The 21838-nt window shown below is 69.4% G+C and carries 19 protein-coding genes; 11 read left to right on the top strand and 8 right to left on the bottom strand.

The features are described 5' to 3' along the window. Window positions 1-15 precede the first annotated feature (15 nt). Window positions 16-216, top strand: a complete 201-nt coding sequence (locus LOS8367_RS06510) for a heavy-metal-associated domain-containing protein (RefSeq protein WP_085895675.1) — start codon at window positions 16-18, stop codon at window positions 214-216. Between the two features lie 73 nt (window positions 217-289). Continuing rightward, window positions 290-832, top strand: a complete 543-nt coding sequence (locus tag LOS8367_RS06505; protein WP_085895674.1) for a L,D-transpeptidase — start codon at window positions 290-292, stop codon at window positions 830-832. On the opposite strand, the gene LOS8367_RS06500 is transcribed toward LOS8367_RS06505, so the two are convergent. Both LOS8367_RS06500 and LOS8367_RS06495 read right to left on the bottom strand, forming a co-directional pair. Then, window positions 829-1776 carry an NAD(P)-dependent oxidoreductase gene (locus tag LOS8367_RS06500; RefSeq protein ID WP_085895673.1) on the bottom strand — a complete coding sequence of 316 codons (948 nt, stop codon included), beginning with the start codon at window positions 1774-1776 and terminating at the stop codon, window positions 829-831. The two genes, LOS8367_RS06505 and LOS8367_RS06500, sit on opposite strands and share 4 nt — an antisense overlap. After that, the gene (locus LOS8367_RS06495) at window positions 1773-2789 is read right to left on the bottom strand and encodes a glycosyl transferase family protein (RefSeq protein ID WP_085895899.1); all 1017 of its coding nucleotides are present in this window, start codon (window positions 2787-2789) and stop codon (window positions 1773-1775) included. The genes LOS8367_RS06500 and LOS8367_RS06495 overlap by 4 nt, the downstream gene beginning before the upstream one ends. Window positions 2790-2975: 186 nt before the next feature. On the opposite strand from LOS8367_RS06495, the gene LOS8367_RS06490 reads away from it, so the two are divergent. Then, on the top strand, window positions 2976-3551 hold the full coding sequence (locus LOS8367_RS06490; RefSeq protein WP_085895672.1) for a copper chaperone PCu(A)C: 576 nt from the start codon (window positions 2976-2978) through the stop codon (window positions 3549-3551). 21 nt (window positions 3552-3572) lie between these two features. On the opposite strand, the gene argE is transcribed toward LOS8367_RS06490, so the two are convergent. Together argE and LOS8367_RS06480 are read right to left on the bottom strand one after the other, a co-directional pair. Continuing rightward, window positions 3573-4697: an acetylornithine deacetylase gene (gene argE, locus LOS8367_RS06485; protein ID WP_242665517.1), complete on the bottom strand. Its 1125-nt coding sequence runs from the start codon at window positions 4695-4697 to the stop codon at window positions 3573-3575. Next, entirely contained in the window at window positions 4694-5878 is a 1185-nt protein-coding gene (locus LOS8367_RS06480; protein ID WP_085895671.1) for a M24 family metallopeptidase, read from the bottom strand. The genes argE and LOS8367_RS06480 overlap by 4 nt, the downstream gene beginning before the upstream one ends. Window positions 5879-6102: 224 nt before the next feature. On the opposite strand from LOS8367_RS06480, the gene LOS8367_RS06475 reads away from it, so the two are divergent. The 5 genes from LOS8367_RS06475 (at window position 6103) to LOS8367_RS06455 (ending at window position 12800) form a co-directional block, all read left to right on the top strand. Further along, a complete protein-coding gene (locus LOS8367_RS06475) occupies window positions 6103-7917 on the top strand; it encodes a PAS domain-containing protein (RefSeq protein WP_085895670.1) in 1815 nt (604 codons plus the stop codon). A gap of 136 nt (window positions 7918-8053) precedes the next feature. Beyond that, window positions 8054-9664: an OpgD/OpgG family glucan biosynthesis protein gene (locus LOS8367_RS06470; protein ID WP_085895669.1), complete on the top strand. Its 1611-nt coding sequence runs from the start codon at window positions 8054-8056 to the stop codon at window positions 9662-9664. Continuing rightward, on the top strand, window positions 9664-9846 hold the full coding sequence (locus LOS8367_RS06465) for a hypothetical protein (protein ID WP_085895668.1): 183 nt from the start codon (window positions 9664-9666) through the stop codon (window positions 9844-9846). Before LOS8367_RS06470 ends, LOS8367_RS06465 begins: the two co-directional genes overlap by 1 nt. A gap of 1 nt (window position 9847) precedes the next feature. Beyond that, complete coding sequence (gene mdoH, locus LOS8367_RS06460; protein WP_085895667.1) at window positions 9848-11608, top strand: glucans biosynthesis glucosyltransferase MdoH; 1761 nt, start codon at window positions 9848-9850, stop codon at window positions 11606-11608. Continuing rightward, a complete protein-coding gene (locus LOS8367_RS06455; protein WP_085895666.1) occupies window positions 11601-12800 on the top strand; it encodes an OpgC family protein in 1200 nt (399 codons plus the stop codon). Before mdoH ends, LOS8367_RS06455 begins: the two co-directional genes overlap by 8 nt. On the opposite strand, the gene nadC is transcribed toward LOS8367_RS06455, so the two are convergent. The 4 genes from nadC to LOS8367_RS06435 form a co-directional block, all read right to left on the bottom strand. Then, a complete protein-coding gene (gene nadC / locus LOS8367_RS06450; protein ID WP_085895897.1) occupies window positions 12797-13639 on the bottom strand; it encodes a carboxylating nicotinate-nucleotide diphosphorylase in 843 nt (280 codons plus the stop codon). The genes LOS8367_RS06455 and nadC overlap by 4 nt on opposite strands. Then, entirely contained in the window at window positions 13636-15198 is a 1563-nt protein-coding gene (locus LOS8367_RS06445) for an L-aspartate oxidase (protein WP_085895665.1), read from the bottom strand. The genes nadC and LOS8367_RS06445 overlap by 4 nt, the downstream gene beginning before the upstream one ends. An 8-nt stretch (window positions 15199-15206) precedes the next feature. Next, entirely contained in the window at window positions 15207-16259 is a 1053-nt protein-coding gene (gene nadA / locus LOS8367_RS06440) for a quinolinate synthase NadA (RefSeq protein ID WP_085895664.1), read from the bottom strand. A 71-nt stretch (window positions 16260-16330) separates the two neighbouring features. Further along, window positions 16331-17779: a hypothetical protein gene (locus tag LOS8367_RS06435; RefSeq protein ID WP_106535000.1), complete on the bottom strand. Its 1449-nt coding sequence runs from the start codon at window positions 17777-17779 to the stop codon at window positions 16331-16333. A gap of 234 nt (window positions 17780-18013) precedes the next feature. Here LOS8367_RS06435 and LOS8367_RS06430 point away from each other — a divergent pair, with 234 nt between their 5' ends. The 3 genes from LOS8367_RS06430 (at window position 18014) to LOS8367_RS06420 (ending at window position 21835) form a co-directional block, all read left to right on the top strand. Then, window positions 18014-19597: an ABC transporter substrate-binding protein gene (locus LOS8367_RS06430; protein ID WP_085895663.1), complete on the top strand. Its 1584-nt coding sequence runs from the start codon at window positions 18014-18016 to the stop codon at window positions 19595-19597. 322 nt (window positions 19598-19919) lie between these two features. Then, entirely contained in the window at window positions 19920-20927 is a 1008-nt protein-coding gene (locus LOS8367_RS06425; protein ID WP_085895662.1) for an ABC transporter permease subunit, read from the top strand. Beyond that, complete coding sequence (locus LOS8367_RS06420) at window positions 20927-21835, top strand: ABC transporter permease subunit (protein ID WP_085895661.1); 909 nt, start codon at window positions 20927-20929, stop codon at window positions 21833-21835. Before LOS8367_RS06425 ends, LOS8367_RS06420 begins: the two co-directional genes overlap by 1 nt. Window positions 21836-21838 lie beyond the last annotated feature (3 nt).

The following is a 21838-nucleotide window of genomic DNA, read 5'->3' as shown; positions in this document are numbered from 1 at the left end:
TCGCAGGAGGCACCGATGGCGACCTACTCGATCCCCGACATGAGCTGCGGCCATTGCCGCGCCGCCGTGGAAACCGCGATGCGCGAGCTCGATCCATCGGCCAGCGTCGCCGTGGATCTGGAGAGCCGCACCGCCGAGATCGCCAGCGCCGCACCGGCCGAGGCGGTGCGCGCCAAGCTCGCCGAGGCGGGCTATCCGGCGAAAGCCATCGGCTGAGACATCCGGGCCGGCTGTCGCCGTACGAACGTGGCAGCGCGGGCTAGGCCGAACGACTGATGAGGACGACCAGATGAGCATCACACGCCGCAGCCTTCTCCTTGCCGGGCTCATGGCGCCGATCGCACGGACTGCGCGCGCCCATGACCGCTCCGCGCTCCTGCCGACCGAGGTGCGGGTCCATCCGGGGCTGATGCCGGGCGACATCTACGTGATCCCCGAGGACTTCCATCTCTACCACATCCGCCGGCCCGGGATCGCGATGCGCTACGGCGTCGGCGTCGGCCGCGCCGGGCTCGAGTTCAAGGGCGCGGCGGTGATCCAGCGCAAGGCGGAATGGCCGTCATGGCGACCGACCGACGACATGATCGGGCGCGAGCCGGAGAAATACGCGCAATACGCCGATGGCGTGCCGGGCGGCCCGGAGAGCCCGCTCGGGGCGCGGGCGCTCTATCTCTATCGCAACGGGCGCGACACCTATTACCGCATCCACGGCACCACCGCCCCCGAGACCATCGGCAGCTCGGTCTCGAATGGCTGCATCCGGCTGCGCAACGAGGACGTGATCGCGCTCTACGACGCGGTCGAGATCGGCACCCACGTCACCGTGGTCTAGCCCACCCCCGGCACGTGTTCGACCGCGATGTGGGCGGCCTGCAGCGGTTCGGGCAGCGTCGCGGCGGCACCGGGCACCAGCACCACGACCCGCGCGCCCTCCTGCGCTGCGGCGAGCCCGGCGCTCACCGGATCGTCGGAGACGAGGCGCTCGGCGTCGCGCCGGGCCAGTTCGAGCAGCGCCGGCGGCAGGTCGGGGCCATGCACCACGAGATCGGCCTCCTGCATCCGGCGGACGCCGCGCAGGCTTAGGAGATCCGCCTCGCCGGGCCCGGCACCGACATAGGCCACCGACCCCTCGACCGGGCCGGGGCCCTCGTCGAGCCGCGCCTTGAGCAGTTGCGCGGCGCGGCGTTCGGAGCCCGCCGCATGGGCCGCGCGCACCGGTCCGGAGAACACCCAGACCCAGAAATCGCGCCGCGCCCGGGCCGAGAAACGCTGCCCCACCGCGCCGCGCATTCGCCCCGCCAGCGCCGCCAGCGCCCCGAGCCGCGGTTCGAGCATGGTTTCGACGGCGGTCTTGATCTGCCGCCCCAAAACCGGCGCGGTGCCCTCGGTGCCAATCGCGACTACGACCGGATCGCGATCGACGATCGAGGGGGTGAGCGCGTCGCACAGCGCCGGGCGGTCGACCACGTTGACCACCGGCGCGCCCAGCGCCTTGGCGAGCGCGTGCAGCGCCCCGTCCGCCCCGGCCGAGCCTGTGGCCACGAAGACCAGCGCCGCGCGCTCGAACAGACCGGCCCGGATCTCCTTGGCATCCTCGAGCCGCACCCGCCCCTCTTGGGCCAGCGCGCGCAGCTCCTCGTCGAATTCGAACCCCGCCACCACGATCTCGGCATCGGTGCGGATCACCAGCCGCGCCTTTTGCGCCGCCTGCTCGCCGCCACCAAGGATCACGATGCGCCGCCCCGTGGTGGCGAGGAACATCGGGAAGGCCTTCATGCCGCGTCCTTTCCGGGCAGCGCGGCGCGGTCGCGGGCCTGCCAGAGCGCCTCGGCCAGCGCCTCGGCCCGCGCCAGCCCCGGCGCGGCGCCCAGCGCCAGAAGAGCCAGCGCGGCGGTGCCGGTGACCAGCGCGGTGGCGAAGGCGTCGTCGCTCTCGCCGATCCAGAGCCGGCGCAGATCCTCGGGCCGGCCGCCCGGATCGGCGAGCCGCCGCGTCTCGTCGCGCAGCGCCTGCGCGGTCAGATCGACCTCCGCCCCGCCCAGCAGGCCGAACAACTCGATCTCCTTCGAGGGGTTGCGCTCGAACTCGCCGCCCGCGCCCTTGAGGATGAGCAGGTTCTCCTGCCCCATCAGCGCACCTGCATCGGCCTGAAGTCCGCGATAAGGGGGGTGGAACACGCCCTCGACCTGCGCCCGCGCGCCGAACGGGTTGGCGACCCGAAGCACGGTATTGATGCAGGATCTCAGGCCGAAGACCTCGCGCAGGCGGATCAGCCGGTAGCCGTGGGGCGACCAGGCCTCCAGCGGCACATAGGCGATCGATGCGCTGTCGAGCGCGCGGCCCAGCGCGTCGCCGGTCTCGGCCACGGGAATGCCAAGGCCCGGTAGCGCGTCGCGAATCTCGTGGCGATGCGCGTTCCAGCCATGCAGCGCGACGCGGTGCCCCGCCCCCGCCACCAGCTTGGCGGCGAGCAGGAACCACGGCAGGCCGCGGGTTCGCCCGGCGGCATAGGAAGGCCAGTCGAGATCGGGGGCGGCCCGGCGCCAGTCCTCGCCGCTCGCCAGCGCGTCGGCGAAGCCCGCGATCTCGGCCGCGTCCTCGCCGCGATAGCGCATGACCATCAGCAGCGCCCCCGCCGCCTCGGGCGCGGCGGTCCCGTCAAGGATCAGCCGCAGCGCCTGCGCCGCCTCCTCGCGGGTCAGGTGACGGCCCCGCCCCGGCCCGCGCGCTACGGCCCCCACGAACGGCGCGAGCGCGTTGGCGTCGCGCGATACGGATGGCTGCGTCATGTCCATGGCCCTTTTCGTCGGAATCACGCCTCAGATTAGGGCGCCAGAGGCGCAGAGGAAGGGCATGGGGTCAATGCGACCCGCGCCGCCGGGCCGGGCGGGCTGCGACGCCGGGTCGCTTTTTCGGGCAAGGTGCCACTGTTATGTGCAATGTGCGAAACGCCCCTGCATTCAGGAAGATCCCCCATGACCCTTCGTCCCCTCGCCCTTCTCGCCGCCATTGGCCTCGCCGGTGCAGCGCAGGCGCATGACTACGGCAGCGGCGGCCTGACCGTGCTGCATCCCTTCGCCATCGAGACGGCCGAGCGCGCCACCACCGGTGCCGGCTACTTCGCGATCCGCAATGATGGCGATGTCACAGACGCGCTGATCGCGGTCGACGCCGATTTTCCGAAGGTCACGCTGCACGAGGCGGTCGAAACAGATGGCATGATGACGATGCAGCCGCTGGAGCGCATCGAGATCGCGCCGGGCGAAACGGTGACACTTGCCCCCGGTCGGGGCGGCCACGTGATGTTCATGGGGCTCGAGAACCCGTTCGAGGTCGACGAGCGTTTTGCCGCGACGCTGGTCTTCGAGACGGCTGGGCCGGTCGAGGTCGAGTTCGTGGTCGAGCCGCGCCCCGAGGCGGGCGCCCCCCGTGAGGGCATGGATCACGGCGACATGGATCACGAGGCCATGGGCCATCGCGAGATGGACCATGGCGATATGGACCATGGCGCCATGACCGAGGGCGACGACGCTCCTGCCGCCGCGCAGTAAGGTCGCGGCCCGGCCGCGTCTCTAGAGGTGCGTGGCGAGGCCGTCGAGCATGTCGAGGCAGACGGCGAGCTGGTGCTCTTCGAGATACTCGTCCGGGCGGTGCGCCTGCGCGATGTCGCCGGGTCCACACAGCACCGCATCCATGCCCAACGCTTGCCAGATCCCGGCCTCGGTCCCGAAAGGCACGAGGCCGGGCGTACCGCCGACGATATCCAGAAGCAGGTCGCGCGCGGCATTGGCGGCGCGCGGTTCCAGCCCCGCCACCTCGCCGAAGACCTCGGTCTCGATGCCGAGCCCCGGATGGGCAGCCCGCTCCGCCGCCTCATATGCCGCGAGTTGGCGTTTCACGTGCGACGCTTCGGCCGCATCGACCGGGCGCATCTCCCATTCGACCTCCGCTTGCCCCGCGATCACGTTGCGCGCCGTGCCCGCCGCGATCCGCCCGACGCTAATCGTGGCCCATGGCGGATCGAAGTCGCCCTCGGGGCGCATCGCCTTCAGCTCCCTCGCCAGTGCCTCGAGGCGAAGCGCGAAACGCGCGGCCGCCTGGGCCGCGTTGATGCCGCGGTCGGGGGCCGAGCCATGGCCGTCGCGCCCGGTGAAACGCGTGGTGTACTCGTGGCAGCCCTTGTGCCCCTCGATCACCCGCATCCGCGTCGGCTCGCCGATGATCGCCATCGCCGGGCGCGGCCCTTCGCGGGCCAAGATTTCGGCCAGCGCCCGCGCACCGAGGCAACCCACCTCCTCGTCATGGGTGAAGACGAGATGCACCGGCGCCCCGCAGGTGGCGAAGCGCGGCGCCATCGCCACGCAGGCTGCGTTGAACCCCTTCATGTCACAGGTGCCGCGCCCGTAAAGCCGCCCCTCCGCCCGCCGAAGCCGGAACGGGTCCGAAGACCATCCCTCCCCGGGCGGCACCACGTCGAGATGGCCCGAGAGCATCAGCCCGCCATCCGCCTGAGGCCCGAAGGACGCCACGAGATTTACCTTGTCGCCGCTCGCATCGGGAAAGAGCGAAACCCGCGCCCCCTGCCCGGCCAGCCGCTCCGCCAGCATTTCGGCCAAGGCGCGGTTGGACCGGTCCGAGACGGTCGGATGCGCCACCATCTCGGACAGGAGCGCGATCGCCTGCTCGAATACGCTCACGGCTTCACGAAGAGCTTGCGGTCGAGATCGCACAGCGTTTCGGCGGGACCGCTGTCGCGGATCAGGATCGTCTCGGTGGTCTCCAGCCCCCAGCCCTCCATCCAGATGCCCGGCATGAAATGAAAGGTCATGCCCGGCTCCAGCACTGTCAGGTCGCCCTTGCGCAGGCTCGCGGTCCGCTCGCCCCAATCGGGCGGATAGCTCAGCCCCACCGGATAGCCGCATCGGTTCGGCCGGTGGATGCCGATGCGCCGCAGCGGCTCATGCAGCGCCGCGGCGATGTCCTGCGTGGTGTTACCGGGCCGGGCCGCCTCCAACCCGGCTTCCAGCCCCTCGGTCAGCGCCTCGGCGGCGCGGGCCATGTCGGCGGGCGGCTCGCCGAGATGGACCGTGCGGCACAGCGGCGCGTGGTAGCGGCGGACGCAGCCCGACAGTTCGAAGAAGGTCGCCTCGCCGCGCCGCATCTCCTCGCCGTTCCATGTCAGGTGCGGCGCGCTGGCATCGGCGCCGGACGGCATCAGCGGCACGATGGCGGCGTAATCGCCCCAATCCTCGCCGACCCCGCGCACGGCGGCGCGCATCACCTCGCCCACAAGCTCGTTCTTGCGGCGCCCCGGTTCGGCCAGGTCGATCGCCAGCCGGGCGATAGTCTCGGAAATTCGCGCCGCGCGCCGCATCAGCGCGATCTCGGGGGCCGACTTCACCAGCCGCCGCCAGTTCACCAGCGCCGTGGCATCAACGAATTCCGCGTCTGGCAGGCCGGTCTCCAGCACCGCATGAGCGCGGGCGGAGTAGTAGTAGTTGTCCATCTCGACGCCGATCCGCACGCCCCCATGACCCATGCCGATCAGCCGCGCGGCAAGATCCTGCATCGGGTGGCGCGTTGCCGACTGCACGTAGCGGTCGTCATAGCCGAGAATGCAGGCCTCGCTCATCCAGACGGTGCGCAGCGCCCCGGCGGTGTCCTGCATCCGGCCCCACCAACAAGGCTCTCCGTCGAGCGGCAGGATCACGCCCTGATGCACGTAAAACGACCATCCGTCATAACCGGTGAGCCAGTTCTGGTTCGACGGGTCGGTGACGAAGAGCACGTCGATACCTGCCTCCGCCATGGCACGGCGGGTCGCGGTAAGGCGGCGCTCGTATTCGGCTCGCTCGAACGGGGCGGCGTGGGGTCCCATGAATCTCTCCTCTGATCCCGACCAGCCGATCCCGGGCCATGACCATGGGTCAATTCCGATGGCGGCGGAAACTGTCCGAAAAGCGACCTTCCCACGCATCGAAGCGAGTCGATCCCCTCACCGATCGGCGGCAATTCGCCGGTTCCATTTCGGTGCAGAGAGCGCTTGGGCGCATCCCGAAAATCGACCTATTCTAAAGTAGTGGTACATGAGTGGCGGTGCATATGAGTCAGAGCTGCGTGACGGAACTCCACCGCTGCGGCGCGGGGATCGAGGACGAGGCGCTCGCGGCAGCGCTCGATCTTTTGCCATCGCCGACCTGGGTGGCCGATCCGGTCTGTGGCGGGATTCACTTCAACCGCGCCTGGCTCGAATTCCGCGGCCGCTCCCTGTCGCAGGAAGTGGGCCGGGGCTGGTTCACGGGCATCCATGATGAGGATCACGACAAGCTCGACACCTACAGGATCGCGCTGTCGGCGGGACGGCCCTACCAAGTGGAATACCGGCTTCGCCGGCATGACGGCGTCTGGCGCTGGATGCTGGATACCGGCGCACCGCGCTTCGCTCCGGATGGCGAGCTGATCGGGTTCATAGGCAGCTGTGTCGATATCACGGCCCGCCGCGAGGCCGAAATCACCCTCGCCGAGAACGAGGCTCGGCTGCGCAGCGTCACGGAGAATTTCCCGGGCTACATCTTCCAGCGGATCGTGCATCCCGGCGGACGGGCCGAATACCCGCTCTTCAGCCGTGCCGGCGAACGGGATAAGGGCGGCGCGGCCCGTTTCGGCGCCGAGGCGCTGGGTCAGATGATCCACCCCGAGGATCTGCCTGCGATGCAGGCGCGCTATGCCGAGGCCGTGAGCACCATGAGCCGGCTGGACTGCGAGGGGCGTCTGGTGCTGCCCGACGGCGAAGGCCGCTGGATCCGCTCCCTGTCGCAGCCGCGCCCGCGCGCGGATGGTGCGCTGATCTGGGACGGGGTGATGCTCGACATCACCGAGCAGCGCGAGCGCGAAGCCGCGCTCGAACGCTCGGCCATGATGCTGGGAATGAGCATCGAGATCGCGGCGATCGGCACATGGGAGTTCGACCCGGAGACCGGCCTGATCGCCGCCTCGGCCCGCGCGCAGGCGATGTTCCAGCTATCCGAAAACGAGGTCCCGCGCCCGTTCGAAGACTATCTCGACCGGGTCCACCCGGAGGATCGCGCCGCGGTGTGCGAGGGCATGCGCGACGCCCGTGTCGAGGGCGCCGAAATGGCGCAGGTCTACCGCCTTGCGGCGCCCGATGGTCCGCAACGCTGGGTCAGCATGCGCGGCCGAATGGTCCGGCTCGCCGATGGCGGCCGTCGGCTCATCGGCGCCATCACCGACATCACCGAGACCAAGCGCCACGAGGCCGAGCGCGAGGCGGCGCTGACACATAGACAAACGCTGCTGTCCGAGCTGAATCACCGAATGAAGAACAACCTGCACCTGATCCTGTCGATGCTGCGGCTGGAGGCGGGTCGATTCCAAGGCCCGGCCTCCTTTGCTGCGGCGATCGAGCGGATCGAGGCGGTGGCGGCGCTGCACGCGCAGCTCGGCTTTTCCGAGGGCGCCGGGCGCGTCAGCTTCTGCGGCTATCTCGAGGATCTCGCGGCCAAGCTGCGCCGCTCCCTGCTCGAAGGCACCGGCATTCGGCTCGACTGCACCGCCGAGCCCCTCGATCTCGATCTCGACCTCGCCGTGCCGCTTGGCATCGTCATCAACGAGCTGGTCACCAACGCCATCAAGCACGCCTTCCCGCAAGGCGCGGGCCTGATCCGCCTCGGATTGACCCGCAAGGCGGATGGCGGGCTTCTGGTGGTGGTCGAGGATGACGGGTACGGCCCCGAACGGGTCGCGCCCGACATACCCGAGACGACGTCCTGCCCCGGCTCCGGATCGGGCATGGGATCGCGGCTCGTGGCCGGGCTCTGCGCGCAGATCGGGGCCCGGATCGAGAGCCATAGCCTGCCCGGAATGAGGCACGAGATCCACTTGCCGCCGCAGGGCTGACCAGACTTGGCCAAGAGCCGCCAACGCATGGCTGGTAGACCGACAAGCGCATTGCAACCTGCGCCCGGCTGCCTCATGGGAAGACGAAACGCGCAGGGCGATTCCCGTTGCGCCCCAAACGCCTAAAAGACCAGCCATGCCCGATTTCCCGACGACTTCACCGCGCTTCGACCGCCGGAGCCTGCTGCGCGCCATCGGCGCCTCGGCCACGCTTTTGGCCGGCCTCGGCGGCGCCGCGCCGCTCCGTGCCCAGACCGACCGCCCGAGGGTGATCCCCCCGGCCGAAGAGGACGTGGCGACCCCCTTCGACTTCGAGATGCTGACCGCAGAGATGCGGGCCCTCGCCGCCGAGGCCCCCGCCCCGGTGGAGCGCCCTGCCCTGCCCTTGGGCCCGCTGGGTTACGACGACTATCGCCTCATCGCCTTCAAGCCCGAGAACGCGCGCTGGCGCGGCGCCGAGACGCCGTTCCGGCTGCACGCCTTCCACATGGGCTGGCTGTTCGAAGAGCCGGTCCGGCTCTACCAGCTGCGCGACGGCATGGCCCAACCGATGCGCTTCGACACGCAGGATTTCGATTATCACGGTCGCCTCTCCGAAAAGGCCGAGAAGATCGCCGAGCTTCCGGGTGTCGCGGGTTTCAGGCTCAACGCGCCCCTGAACCGGCCCGATCGCGATGACGAGCTGGTGGCGTTTCTCGGCGCCAGCTACTTCCGGGCGCTGGGCCGCGACAGCCGTTACGGGCTGAGCGCGCGCGGCGTCGCCATCGACACCGCCACCTCGCGCGCCGAGGAGTTCCCGCGCTTCAGCCGGTTCTGGCTGGAGCCGGGCGACCGGCAGGTGACGATCTATGCCGCGCTTGAGGGCGAGACGCTGACCGGAGCCTACCGCCTCGTGGTGACGCCCGGGCAGGACACCGAGATCGAGGTGACAGCGCGGCTGTTCTTCCGCCGCAGCCCGGAGCAGCTCGGCGTCGCGCCGCTGACCTCGATGTTCCTGTTTTCCGAAAAGAACCGGGCCAAGTTCGACGATTACCGCCCTGCCGTGCATGACAGCGATGGGCTGAGGATCGAGCGGCGCGACGGCGACGTGCTGTGGCGCCCGCTCAACAACCCGCCGCGCCTCGCCTCGTCCTATTTCGGCGAGGAAAGCCCGCGCGCCTTCGGCCTGTACCAGCGCGACCGCGATTTCGAGAACTATCAAGATAGCGGCGCGCGTTACGAGCGGCGCCCCTCGCTCAGGGTCGAGCCGATCGGCGACTGGGGCCGCGGCGCGGTCCGGCTCGTCGAGATTCCGACCGATCTCGAGGCAAACGACAACATCGTCGCCTTCTGGGTGCCCGAAGGCAAAATTGCCGCAGGCGATGAGCGCGAGTTCGCCTACCGTCTGCGCTGGGGCGATCTGTCCGCCGGCACCGGTTCCGAGACCGCCCATGTGGCCGAGACACGGGCCGGGGCGGGCGGCGTCTCGGGTGTCGAAAGCGTGGTCGGCACCCGGAAATTCGTCATTGATCTCAAGGGTGGCGCGCTGGAACGCCTTTCGGCCGAGGCCGAGGTCGAGCTCAAGGCCGAGGCACATGGCGGCGAGATCCTGTCGCAGACGCTGGAGCGGATCGAGGCCAGCGGCCAGTGGCGCGCGGTGCTTGATGTCTCCGCCCCGCCCGACGCTACGGTCGAACTGACCGCGCATGTGGCCGGCTTCGGCCGCAAGCTCTCGGAAACCTGGCTTTATCAGTGGATCAACGCCTGATGCTCGACCGGACCTTTTCGCTGCCCGACCTCGACACCGCCCGCCTCGAAGCGGAGGCCGCGGAGCGCGGCGCGCTGCCCGACGCCCCGCTGGCCATGCCGCGCCAGCGGCTGGAGCGGACGGCGACACCCGCCCTCCTGGCCCGCCTACGGGCACTTCTGGCACCGCGTCTGGACGCCTGACATGTCCCCGACAGGCCCGATGCGGGCACGGGTCGCGGCGCTGGGCGCGAGCCTCGCGCTCGCGGCCGGTGCCTTCACCCTGTTCTTCGCCCAGCGCCAGACCGGCGGGCTCTGGGTCGAGTTCGCGCGCAGCCTGCTGATCCTGATGGCCACTTTCTGGCTGAGCTGGGGCGCGGCGCAGGCCGTGCTCGGCCTGTGGCCGGGCCGCGCGCGCCCGCCACGCCGTGCCGAGCCACAGGGCCGCTGCGCGATTCTCGTGCCGGTGCACGAAGAGGACCCGCGCGCGACCTTCTCGCGCATCGCCGCGATGGACGCGGCGCTGGCCCGGACGCCGCAGGCCGGGCTGTTCGATTTCGCGATCCTGTCCGACACCCGCTCGGCGCAGGGCGCGGCGCGCGAGGCGGCGTGGTATCTCGCGCTGCTGCGGGCACGAGATGCCGAAGGGCGCATCTTCTATCGCCGCCGGACCTCCAATACCGGTCGCAAGGCGGGCAACATCGAGGATTTCATCAAGGGCTCGGGCGCGGCCTACGAGTATGCGCTGATCCTCGACGCCGACAGCCTGATGTCGGCCGAGACCATCATCGAGATGGCGCGCCGCATGGCGGGCGAGCCACGGCTCGGGCTCTTGCAGAGCCTCCCGGGGGTGATCCGCGCCGGCTCGATCTTCGGGCGGGCGATGCAATTCTCGGCGGCGCTGCATTCGCCGATCTTCGCGCGCGGCGTGGCGCGGCTGCAGGGCGAGACCGGGCCGTTCTGGGGCCACAACGCGATGGTGAGGATGCGCGCCTTCGCGGAGAGCTGCGCGCTTCCCGACCTCGCCGGGCCGCCGCCCTTCGGCGGTCACATCCTGAGCCACGACTATGTCGAGGCGGCGCTCTTGGCGCGGGCGGGCTGGATCGTGCGGCTCGACGAGGATCTCGCGGGCTCCTACGAGGAAGGGCCCGAGAACATCCTCGCCCATGCCAAGCGCGATCGCCGCTGGTGCCAGGGCAACCTGCAGCACGCGCGGCTGCTGGCCGCGCCGGGGCTGCGCCCTTGGAGCCGCTTCGTGTTCCTGCAGGGCATTCTCGCCTATGTCTCGTCGCTGTTCTGGCTGGGCTTCCTCGCCACGACGATCATCGCCCCGGCGCTGCGGGTCGAGCCGGATTACTTCCCGCTCCCCGGCTGGTCCTTTCCGGTGCTGCCGCCCAACGAGACCACCCGCACCGCCGGGCTGATCATCGGCGTGCTCGGGCTGTTGATTCTGCCCAAGCTGATGATCGCGGTGCAGGCGATCCGTTCGGGCCGCGCGGCGGGCTTCGGCGGGTCGGTGCGCCTCATGGCCTCGACCCTGGCCGAGATCGCGCTGTCGAGCGTCACCGCGCCGATCTTCCTGATGTTCCAAACCCGCTCGGTGCTGCAGGTGCTATCGGGCCGCGACGGCGGTTGGCCGGCCTCGGCGCGCGGCGAGGGCCGGCTGGGCCTCGTCGAGAGCTGGCAGGCGAGCCGCTGGATCTCGGTCGCGGGCCTCGCCGGTCTGGCCGCCACCTGGCGGCTGTCGCCCGAGCTGGTGGGCTGGCTGATCCCGGTCGCAGGCCCGATGATCGCGGCACCGCTGGTGATCTGGGCCACCTCCCTGCCCTGCCGCGCGCTATTCGCGGTGCCGTCTGAAACCCGGCCCGACCCGATCCTCGGCCAGCAGGACGAGGTTCTCGCGGCCTGGGCCCCGCTGAGCGACAACGAGGCCGCCCACCCCCGGCAGGAGCCGCAACATGCCTGAGCAAACCGTCTCGATCCCGGTAGCGCGCCAGCTGCCGAAACCCCGGGACCCCCGGCTCGACGTGCTGCGCGGGCTGGCGCTGGTGATGATCTTCATCAACCACGTGCCGGGCAATTTCTGGGAAGACTGGACCAGCCGTAATTTCGGCTTTTCCGATGCCGCCGAGGGCTTCGTGCTGATGGCGGGGATCTCGGCCGGTCTGGCCTATTCGGCGGGTTTCCGGGTCCGCTGGCCGTGGCAGAGCGTGGCGAAGATCTGGCGCCGGGCCTGGACGCTCTATCTCGTGCACCTGCTGATCACCTTTTCCGCGCTGGCGATCGCGGCGGCGCTCGCGCGTTTCGCCGACATGCCCGCCATGCTTTGGAAGCACGGCATGGGCCTGCTGTTCCGTGATCCGCTGGGCTTTCTGATCGGTGTGCCGACGCTCGGCTTCCAGATCGGCTATGCCAACATCCTGCCGCTCTATTTCGTGCTGCTCATGGCGGCGCCGCTGGTGCTTTGGGCGGCGGTGCGGCGACCGCTCTGGACCCTCGGGGCCTCGGCGCTCTTGTGGATGGCGGCGGCGCATTTCCGGCTGACGCTGCCCAACTACCCCACGGGCGGCTGGCAGTTCAGCCCGCCGGCCTGGCAGCTGCTGTTCGTGCTGGGCCTCGTCACCGGCATCATGGCCAAGCAGGGCCGCAGGCTCGTGCCCGCGCGGCGCTGGATCATGGGGGTGGCCGTGGCCTTTCTGGTGCTGTCGCTGGCCTGGATGAACCTTCCGGGCTTCGGCAAGACCGGCAATCACCTGCTCTGGATGGCGAACCAGCAGGGCGTGCCGGGCTTCATGACCAGCTTCAGCAAGCCATATCTGAACCTGCCGCGGCTGCTGCACCTGCTGGCGCTGTTCTACGTGCTGGCATCATGGGGCGCGGTGCGCCGCGCCTGCGCCTCATGGCTCGCCGCGCCCTTCGCGCTGCTCGGACGGCAGGCGCTGCCGGTCTTTGCACTGGGCTCGATCACCATCTACCTGATCCAGGGCATCAAGACCGAGACCGGCGAGAACTTCGCGCTCGACACGATGATGCTCGGCACCGGTCTGGCGCTGCAATTCGCCTTCGCCGCCGCGCGGCAATACTGGCCCGCCGATCGCGATGCCGCGGCGCGGGCCGCAGCTGCCCCGCCCGCACCGAAAAAGGCGCTCGCCGCCTAGAAGTCGAGCCCGAGATCGAGCGTGCGCGCCGAATGGGTCAGCGCGCCGGAGGAGACGTAATCGACCCCGGTGGCGCAGACTTCGGCCACCCGTTCGCGCCGCATGTTGCCCGAGGCTTCGGTCACGAGGCGCCCGCCGACCATCCCGATGGCACGGGCGAGATCGGGCGTCGACATGTTGTCGAGCAGCACGACATCGGCGCCGCCGACTTCGAGCACCTCGGCGAGCTGATCCAGCGTATCGACCTCGATCTCGATCTTGAGCATGTGCGAGGCCGAGGCCGTCGCGGCCTGCAGAGCGGCGCGGATGCCGCCCGCCGCCGCGATGTGGTTGTCCTTGATCAGGATCGCGTCCGACAGGCCGTAGCGATGATTGAAGCCGCCGCCATGCAGCACCGCGAGCTTCTCGGCGGCGCGCAGTCCCGGCGTGGTCTTGCGGGTGCAGGTGACGCGGGTGGCGGTGCCGGCAGTCTCCTTCACGAAACCGGCGGTCAGCGTGGCGATGCCCGAGAGCCGCCCGGCGAAGTTGAGCGCGACGCGCTCGGCCGAGAGGATCGAGGCGGCCGAGCCCTCGATCTCCATCAGCGTGTCGCCGGGGGCGCAGGCGGCACCGTCGGTGAGGCGCGTGGTGACCCGCAGTGTCGGGTCGACGAGGCGAAACGCGATGGACGCGATCTGCATGCCGGAGACCACGCCCGCCTCTCGCGCATTGATCCGCGCGGCATAGGTCGTGTCGGCCGGGATCACGGCGCGGGTGGTGACGTCGCCATAGGCGCCCAGATCCTCGTGCAGCGCATGGCGCACCATCGGCTCGAGCAACAGGTCGGGGATCAGGGTCATGCGGTCTCCGTGGCCGCGCATCCGGCGCGGATCTTCAAGGCATCTTCGAGCGTCAGGCGGCTGCGATGCGCCTGCGCGGGGTCGGTCTCGGGGAAATCGATGCGGCAATGGCCGCCCCGGCTTTCGGTACGCCGCAGGGCCGCGGCGGCGACCAGCGTGGCGGTCGCGGTCATGGTGCGGAACACAGGCGCGGGCTCGGAGGCCTCCAGCGCGGCGATGCTCGCGAGCGCGCGGCGCAGCCCCGGCCCATCGCGCAGCACCGCGACATGGTCCGTCATCAGGCGGCGCAAAGCGGCCACGTTTTCGGGTGCAGGACGGTGGCCGCCGGGGCCGAAGGCCACGGCGATCTCGGGCGCGGTGACGGGCATGCCTGTCTCGCCCATGATGTCCTCGGCGCAGCGACGCGCGAAGACGAGCGCCTCCAGGAGCCCGTTCGATGCGAGGCGGTTCGCCCCGTGCAGACCGGTCGAAGCCGCTTCGCCGCAGGCCCAGAGGCCTTCGAGGCTGCTGCGTCCCCGGGCGTCGGTCTCGACGCCGCCCATGTGGTAATGCGCGGCGGCTGCGACCGGAATGGTCCCCGCGATTGGGTCGATCTCAGCCCGCGCACAGGCCTCGGCCACCGCCGGGAACTTCTCGACCACGCTTGGGCCTAGGGCGGCGCGGGTGTCGAGGGCCGGGTTGCGGCCCGCCTGCCGCTCGGCGAAGACAGCGCGGGCGACGATGTCGCGCGGCGCCAGTTCGGCATCGGGATGCAGCGCCGACATGAAACGTTGGCCTGCGTCGTTGACCAGCCACGCCCCTTCGCCGCGCAGCGCCTCGGTGGCGAGCGGCAGCGGGTCTTCGCCCGTCGCGATGGCGGTGGGGTGGAACTGCACGAACTCGGCATCGGCGATCATGGCGCCCGCGCGCGCCGCGGCGCCGATCACTTGGCCCCGGATGCGGGGCGGGTTGGTCGTGTGCAGCCACAGCCCGCCCGAGCCACCGCCCGCGAGCAGCACGGCGGGCGCCTCGATGGTCACCGGGGCCGATCCCTCCACGGCCTCGATCTCGACCCCCGTGACACGGCCGCCGGAGGCCGCGATGCCGGTGAGCAGTGCGCCGGGCAGAACCTGCACCGACGGCGTGCGCGCCAGCGCGGCAATCAACGTGTCCATGATCTGCCGACCGGCCTGATCGCCCTTGACCCGCACCACCCGCGCCGCGCCATGCGCCGCCTCGCGCGAGAGCACGTAGCCGCCTTGCGCATCGCGGTCGAAGGGCGTGCCGAGACCGGTCAGCTCGTGGATATGCTCGCGCGCCGCCCGCGTGACCAGATCGGCGATGGCGGCGTCGACGGTGCCCGCGCCCGCCGCCACCGTGTCGGCGGCATGGGCCTCGGGGCTGTCGGCGGCGTCCATGGCGGCGGCGACGCCGCCCTGCGCCCAGGCGCTGCTCGCGCCCTGCCCCGGCGGCTCCGGCGCGATCATCAATACCGGGCGCGGCGCCAGCGCGAGGGCGGCGGAAATCGCGCCGAGACCGGCACCGATGATGACGACGCGCTCGGTGCGCAGGCGGGTCATCGTCAAGATCAGGCCTTGGCCAGGCTGCGCGACAGCTCGATCATCCGCTCCACCGCGCGGCGCGCCGGCACCGCGACCTCTTCGGGGACGACCACCTCGGGCGACAGGGTGTGCAGCGACCACAGCACCTTTTCGAGGCTGATCATCTTCATGTAGGGGCACATGTTGCACGGCTTCTGGAAGGCCACGTCCGGAAAGGCGTCGGTGATGTTCGAGGCCATCGAGCATTCGGTCACCAGAAGCGCCTTTTTCGGGCGCTCGCGGTCGATCCAGTCGATGATGCCGCTGGTGGAGCCGGTAAAGTCGGCCTCGGCGGTCACCTCGGTCGTGCATTCGGGATGCGCGATGATCTTCACCTCCGGGTCGGCGGCGCGGTAGGCGCGCATCTCTTCGGCGGTGTACTGCTCGTGCACGATGCAGCTGCCCTCCCACCAGACGATGCGCTTCGACGAGGCCTTGGCCACGTTGCGCGCGAGGTGCTGGTCGGGGGTCATGATGACCGTGTCGCTGTCCATCGCCTCGACGATCTGCAACGCGTTGGCCGAGGTGCAGCAGATGTCCGAGGCGGCCTTCACCTCGGCGGTGGTATTGACGTAGCTCACCACCGGCGCACCGGGGTATTTCGCGCGCATCTCGGCAATGCCCTCGGCGGTGATGCTCTCGGCCAGCGAACAGCCAGCCTCCATGTCGGGCATCAGCACGGTCTTGGCCGGGTTCAAGATCTTCGAGGTCTCGGCCATGAAGTGCACGCCGCACTGCACGATCACCTGCGCCTCGACCTTCGTGGCCTCGATCGCCAGCTGCAGGCTGTCACCGACCACGTCGGCGATGCCGTGATAGATCTCGGGCGTCATGTAGTTGTGTGCGAGGATCACCGCGTCGCGCTCGCGCTTGAGCTTGTTGATCGCTTCGACATAGGGGGCGTGCATCGCCCAGTCGACCGGGCTCAGCACCTTGTCCATGCGGGCGTAGAGATCGGCCTGACGTTCCGCCGCCTCCACCGATGGCGCGAGATCGTAATGCCGCGCGAGTTCCTCGCGCATGATGCGTGTCTCGAACATGTGCCTCACCTTGCGTCAGTCGATGGGGTTGGCACATACAGTGCCCGGCGGAGAAGTTCCAGATCGCGCGTTCAGGACCACAGGCCGAAGCCCACCGCCCAGAGCGTCAGCAGCACGCCGGTGACCAGCGCGTAAGCGCCGTTCCACTTCAGCCCGACATGCAGCGCGCTCTTGCCGGCGAAATTGCCGGTGAGCAGCGTCGTCGCGGTGAAGGGCGAGGTGATCCCCGATATCGCCCAGCCGGCGGTGATCGCGATGAACAGCGCCACCGGGCTCACCGCCATCGCTTCGGGGGACGGCAGCAGCGGGAACAGCAGCGTCACTGCGAGGATCGGGTTCATGCCGACCTGACCGGTCACGGGGATGAACCAGACCAGCAGGCCAAGGATCAACGGCCCGGGCAGCGCCTCGATCAGCGGCGCGAACTCGGCCACATGCGGCGCCAGCAGCCCTGCCCCCGCGGTGCCGATATATCCCGCCATCATTAGCAACGTCAGCTCGGGCCGGTAGCGCGGCAGCTCGCACGCGGTGTAGCGGCCCGCCCGCGTGAGCGCCCCGCGCGGGCCCTCCTGCAACAGCACCCAGCCCAGCGCCAGAAGCGGCACCACCAGAAGCACCGCGCCGACCACCCGCACCTCGAAGGCCACGTGCAGGAGCCAGACCGGCAGACCGAGCAGCGCCAGAAGCAGCACCAGCGGCAGCACCGCCTTTGGGCCGCCCTCGGGCGCGTGGCGCACCGGGGTGCGCAAGAGCTTCGGCTTGAAGATCTGGTCCATCGCCCATCCGGTGCCGGCGACGATCAGCCCGGTTACCATCGCGGGCAGCACCGTGGATTTATAGGGCGCACCGGGCAGCAGCGCGCCGGTGATCGCGACCGAGAAGGAGAGCGGCGACCATGGTAGCACCGACACGAAGCCGCGCTGGATCGCCAGCAGCATCCGCCGGGTGCGGTGAAACCGGATTTCGGGGTCCGGCTCGCGCTCGGAACTGGCGACCGAGAGGCTGCCCAGAAGCGCGATAGAGCCGTAATTGAGCAGCACCGAGAAGGCCTGACCGCCCAGGGTCAGGGCGAGGTAGCGCCGCCCGGGCGGCTGCGCCGCCAGATACTGGCCGCAGGCCCGGATCGCAGGCGAAGTCTCGGCCGCCGAGCGCAGCGTGGCGAGCGCAACGAAGAAGGCGCCGATGAATGCCGCAGAGCCGAAACCGGCCATGACCTGCGCGGACCAGTCGCCGCCCTGCGCCCAGAGCGCCGCCGTGACGAGAAGCGCCACCACCACGAAGCCCAGCCGCCGCCCGCGCAGCCGCCATGCCAGCAGGGCCACGACGACCGGAACCAGCAATGCCGCGGCGAGGCCTGCCCCGGTCGCGGGAGCCCAATCCTTGAGCGTGACGCAGACGGTCAGCGCCACCAGCGCTATGCCGAGCAGAGGCTCGGGCCGCATGGCGGTGCGCGGCGCGTCGTGCCCGGCGCGGGCGGGACGCGCCGCGCGCCGCGCGGGAAAGCGGAACTGGAAGGCCATGAATCGGGGTCCGGAATTGCTCGCGCGACCATGGCCCTGCGCGCAGGCGCCCGCAAGACGGGCTGCGCCGCCGGACGGGCGCCCTCATTGCCGGTCGGATCGTCTCGTTTCCGCCGGGTCAGAGGAACGGGGGGTCTTGCCTGACGCGTCCCGCTGGGACAGGCTGCCGTCACAACGCATCGGCCAACCGGCGAAACATGTGCCGGAGAAGGTCGGGCTGACAGGGAGAACGACATGAAGATGAAGACATGGCTCGCCGCTGGCGCCGCCACCCTCGCGCTTGCGGGCGCCGCCCAGGCGCAGAACCTCGTCTATTGCTCGGAAGGCAGCCCCGAGGGCTTCGACCCGGCGCTCTACACCTCCGGCACCACTTTCGACGCCTCGTCGCACACGGTCTACAACCAGCTGGTCGAGTTCAAGACCGGCACCACCGAAGTGGTCCCGGGCCTCGCCGAGAGCTGGGAGGTGTCCGAGGACGGCACCGAGATCACCTTCAAGCTGCGCCAGGGCGTGAAATTCCACTCGAACGACCAGTTCACCCCGTCGCGTGACTTCAACGCCGACGACGTGATCTTCTCCTTCGATCGCCAGGGCAAGGACGACCACCCGTTCCACATGGCCTCGGGCGGCACCTGGGAATACTATCAGGGCATGTCGATGCCCGACCTGATCGAGAGCATCGAGAAGGTCGACGACTACACCGTCAAGTTCAAGCTGACCCGCCCCGAGGCGCCCTTCGTCGCCAACATGGCGATGGACTTCGCCTCGATCCTCTCGGCCGAGTATGCCGATGCGGTCGCGGACAACCCGGAGATGCTGAACCAGCAGCCGATCGGCACCGGCCCGTTCGAATTCGTAGCCTACCAGAAGGACGCGGTGATCCGCTACGAGCGCTTCGACGACTACTGGGGCGAGCCCGCCAAGGTCGAGAACCTGATCTTCGCGATCACTCCCGACGCCAGCGTGCGCTATCAAAAGCTGCAGGCGGGCGAGTGCCACGTCATGCCCTATCCGAACCCCGCCGACATCGCCGCGATGAAGGAAGCCGAGGGCATCGAGGTGATGGAGCAGGAAGGCCTGAACGTCGGCTACCTCGCCTACAACACCCAGCAGGCGCCGTTCGATCAGCCTGAGGTGCGCAAGGCGCTCAACATGGCGATCGACAAGCAGGCCATCCTCGACGTGGTGTTCCAGGGCTCCGGCAAGGTCGCCAAGAACCCGATCCCGCCGACCATGTGGTCCTACAACGACGCGGTCGAGGACGATCCCTACGATCCCGAGGCTGCCAAGCAGATGCTGGAGGAGGCCGGCGTCAGCGATCTGAGCATGAAGATCTGGGCGATGCCGGTGCAGCGCCCCTACAACCCGAACGCCCGGCGCATGGCCGAACTGATCCAGGAAGACATGTCCGAGATCGGCGTCGACGTGGAGATCGTCTCCTACGAGTGGGGCGAATATCTCGAGCGCTCGAAGGACGTCGAGCGCGACGGTGCCGTGCTGCTCGGCTGGACCGGCGACAACGGCGATCCGGACAACTTCCTTGCCGTGCTGCTCGGCTGTGACGGCGTCGGTGGCTCGAACCGGGCGCAGTGGTGCAACGAGGAGTTCGAGGCGCTGATCCAGGAAGCCAAGACCAAATCCACCCAGGAAGAGCGCGCCGCGCTCTACGAGGAGGCGCAGATGGTCTTCAAGGAGCAGGCGCCTTGGGCCACGATCGCCCATTCGGTCGTCTCGATGCCGATGCGCGAAGAGGTCGAGGGCTACGTGGTGCACCCGCTGGGCGGCCACCTGTTCGACAACGTCTCGATCGCCGAATAAACCGCGCGACAGCGCAACCGGGGTCCGGGGCCGTCATGGCCCCGGACCTTTCGCATATCCGGGGCATGGCGCTTGACCGTCGCGTCACCGGGGGCGCAGGCTCGGGTCACGACCCGGCGTCAGGCATCACGAAAACTCGACAAGTCCGTGAAGTCTGTGATACGTGGCGCGCTTCAAGGGCGGAACCGACGGTTCTGCCGCCGACCGAGACCCCGATTGCCCGATCACCCGCAACAGGAGACCCGTACCGGCATGGTCACCCTCGATTTCCACGGCACCGCCGCCTCCGCGCGGTCCGGCCCCGATATGACGGGCCGCTGAGATGCTGCGCTACGTGCTGTCGCGCTTCGCGACCTTCCTGCCGACCTTCATCGGCGTCACCCTCATCTCCTTCGCCTTCATCCGCGTGCTGCCGGGCGATCCGATCATCGTCATGGCGGGCGAGCGCGGCATGACGCAGGAGCGCTATGACGAGCTGGTCGTGCAGTTCGGCTTCGACCGGCCGATCCTCGCCCAGTACTGGGACTACCTGACCGGCGTGCTGCAAGGCGATCTCGGCAACAGCTACGTCACCAAGCGCCCGGTCTGGGACGAGTTCTTCGCGCTGTTCCCGGCGACGCTGGAGCTGTCGATCTGCGCGATGATCTTCGCGGTGGCGCTGGGCCTTCCGGCGGGCGTGATCGCCGCGATGAACCGCGGCAAGTTCTTCGACCGGACGCTGATGTCCACCGCGCTTGTGGGCTACTCGATGCCGATCTTCTGGTGGGCCTTGCTGCTGATCATCGTGTTCTCGGGCAATCTGGGCTGGACCCCCGTCTCGGGCCGGATCGACCTGCTCTATTACTTCGACGACGTCACCGGCTTCATGCTGATCGACAGCTTGATCTCGGGCCAGGACGGGGCCTTCACCTCGGCCGTGCGGCACCTGATCCTGCCGACCATCGTGCTCGGGACCATCCCGCTCGCGGTAATCGCGCGCCAGACCCGCTCGGCGATGCTCGAAGTACTGGGTGAAGACTACATCCGCACGGCTCGGGCCAAGGGTCTGCCGCCGGGCCGGATCAACGGTCTGCACGCTTTGCGCAACGCGCTGATCCCGGTCATCACCGTGATCGGCCTCTCGGTCGGCACGCTGCTCGCCGGTGCGATCCTGACCGAGACGATCTTCTCCTGGCCGGGCATCGGCAAGTGGATGGTCGATTCGATCTTCCGCCGCGACTACCCGGTCGTGCAGGGCGGCCTGCTGCTCATCGCCGTGATGGTGATGGTGGTGAACCTGACCGTCGACCTGCTCTACGGCCTCATCAACCCCAAGATCAGGAAGCGCTGATGGACCACGCACTCTCAAAAGAGGTGGAAACCCAGGTCGAAGAGCGCCCCGGTCGGCTGCGCGAGTTCTGGTTCTACTTCCGTGAAAACCGCGGTGCCGTGTTCGGCTTCTGGGTCTTCGTCGCCTTTGTGATCGTCGCGGCCACCGCGCCGTGGATCGCGCCGCATGATCCGACTCAGCAGTTCCGCGAATTCGCGCTGATCCCGCCCGTGTGGCAGGAGGGCGGCAATTGGAGCTTCCCGCTGGGCACCGACCCGCTGGGCCGTGACATGCTCTCGCGGCTGCTGAACGGCGCGCGCTACTCGTTCTTCGTGGGCATCGTCGTGGTCGTGGTCGCCGCCTCCGGCGGCATCCTGCTGGGCCTTCTGGCGGGCTTCTCGCCGAAATGGCTCGACGCGCTGATCATGCGCCTGATGGACATCATCCTCGCCTTCCCGTCGCTGCTGCTGGCGCTGGTGCTGGTGGCAATCCTCGGGCCGTCGCTTACCAACGCGATGATCGCCATCGCGATCGTGCTGCAGCCGCATTACGTGCGCTTGACCCGCGCCAGCGTGATCGGCGAGCTGGGCAAGGACTACGTCACCTCGGCCCGCGTCGCGGGTGCCGGGCTGTGGCGGCTGATGTTCGTCACCGTGCTGCCGAACTGTCTCGCGCCGATCATCGTGCAGGCGGCGCTGTCCTTCTCCACCGCTATCCTCGACGCGGCCGCGCTCGGCTTCCTCGGCATGGGCGCGCAGCCGCCGACCCCGGAATGGGGCACGATGCTGGCCGAGGCGCGCGAGTTCATCCTGCGCGCGTGGTGGGTGGTCACCCTGCCCGGCCTCGCGATCCTGATCACCGTGCTCGCCATCAACCTGATGGGCGACGGTCTGCGCGACGCGCTCGACCCGAAACTGAAGCGGAGCTGATCT

It is taken from the genome of Limimaricola soesokkakensis (assembly GCF_900172345.1).
Classification (GTDB): domain Bacteria; phylum Pseudomonadota; class Alphaproteobacteria; order Rhodobacterales; family Rhodobacteraceae; genus Limimaricola; species Limimaricola soesokkakensis.
The sequence above is the reverse complement of the archived record's forward strand: the minus strand, read 5'-3'. Positions and strand labels throughout refer to the sequence as shown.

What these genes read in the sequence shown, in the direction of transcription:
- LOS8367_RS06510 (WP_085895675.1), top strand. Translation starts at nt 16, where the DNA reads ATGGCGACCTACTCGATCCCCGACATGAGCTGCGGCCATTGCCGCGCC.
- LOS8367_RS06505 (WP_085895674.1), top strand. Translation starts at nt 290, where the DNA reads ATGAGCATCACACGCCGCAGCCTTCTCCTTGCCGGGCTCATGGCGCCG.
- LOS8367_RS06500 (WP_085895673.1), bottom strand. Translation starts at nt 1,776, where the DNA reads ATGAAGGCCTTCCCGATGTTCCTCGCCACCACGGGGCGGCGCATCGTG.
- LOS8367_RS06495 (WP_085895899.1), bottom strand. Translation starts at nt 2,789, where the DNA reads ATGACGCAGCCATCCGTATCGCGCGACGCCAACGCGCTCGCGCCGTTC.
- LOS8367_RS06490 (WP_085895672.1), top strand. Translation starts at nt 2,976, where the DNA reads ATGACCCTTCGTCCCCTCGCCCTTCTCGCCGCCATTGGCCTCGCCGGT.
- LOS8367_RS06480 (WP_085895671.1), bottom strand. Translation starts at nt 5,878, where the DNA reads ATGGGACCCCACGCCGCCCCGTTCGAGCGAGCCGAATACGAGCGCCGC.
- LOS8367_RS06475 (WP_085895670.1), top strand. Translation starts at nt 6,103, where the DNA reads ATGAGTCAGAGCTGCGTGACGGAACTCCACCGCTGCGGCGCGGGGATC.
- LOS8367_RS06470 (WP_085895669.1), top strand. Translation starts at nt 8,054, where the DNA reads ATGCCCGATTTCCCGACGACTTCACCGCGCTTCGACCGCCGGAGCCTG.
- LOS8367_RS06465 (WP_085895668.1), top strand. Translation starts at nt 9,664, where the DNA reads ATGCTCGACCGGACCTTTTCGCTGCCCGACCTCGACACCGCCCGCCTC.
- mdoH (WP_085895667.1), top strand. Translation starts at nt 9,848, where the DNA reads ATGTCCCCGACAGGCCCGATGCGGGCACGGGTCGCGGCGCTGGGCGCG.
- LOS8367_RS06455 (WP_085895666.1), top strand. Translation starts at nt 11,601, where the DNA reads ATGCCTGAGCAAACCGTCTCGATCCCGGTAGCGCGCCAGCTGCCGAAA.
- nadC (WP_085895897.1), bottom strand. Translation starts at nt 13,639, where the DNA reads ATGACCCTGATCCCCGACCTGTTGCTCGAGCCGATGGTGCGCCATGCG.
- LOS8367_RS06445 (WP_085895665.1), bottom strand. Translation starts at nt 15,198, where the DNA reads ATGACCCGCCTGCGCACCGAGCGCGTCGTCATCATCGGTGCCGGTCTC.
- nadA (WP_085895664.1), bottom strand. Translation starts at nt 16,259, where the DNA reads ATGTTCGAGACACGCATCATGCGCGAGGAACTCGCGCGGCATTACGAT.
- LOS8367_RS06435 (WP_106535000.1), bottom strand. Translation starts at nt 17,779, where the DNA reads ATGGCCTTCCAGTTCCGCTTTCCCGCGCGGCGCGCGGCGCGTCCCGCC.
- LOS8367_RS06430 (WP_085895663.1), top strand. Translation starts at nt 18,014, where the DNA reads ATGAAGATGAAGACATGGCTCGCCGCTGGCGCCGCCACCCTCGCGCTT.
- LOS8367_RS06425 (WP_085895662.1), top strand. Translation starts at nt 19,920, where the DNA reads ATGCTGCGCTACGTGCTGTCGCGCTTCGCGACCTTCCTGCCGACCTTC.
- LOS8367_RS06420 (WP_085895661.1), top strand. Translation starts at nt 20,927, where the DNA reads ATGGACCACGCACTCTCAAAAGAGGTGGAAACCCAGGTCGAAGAGCGC.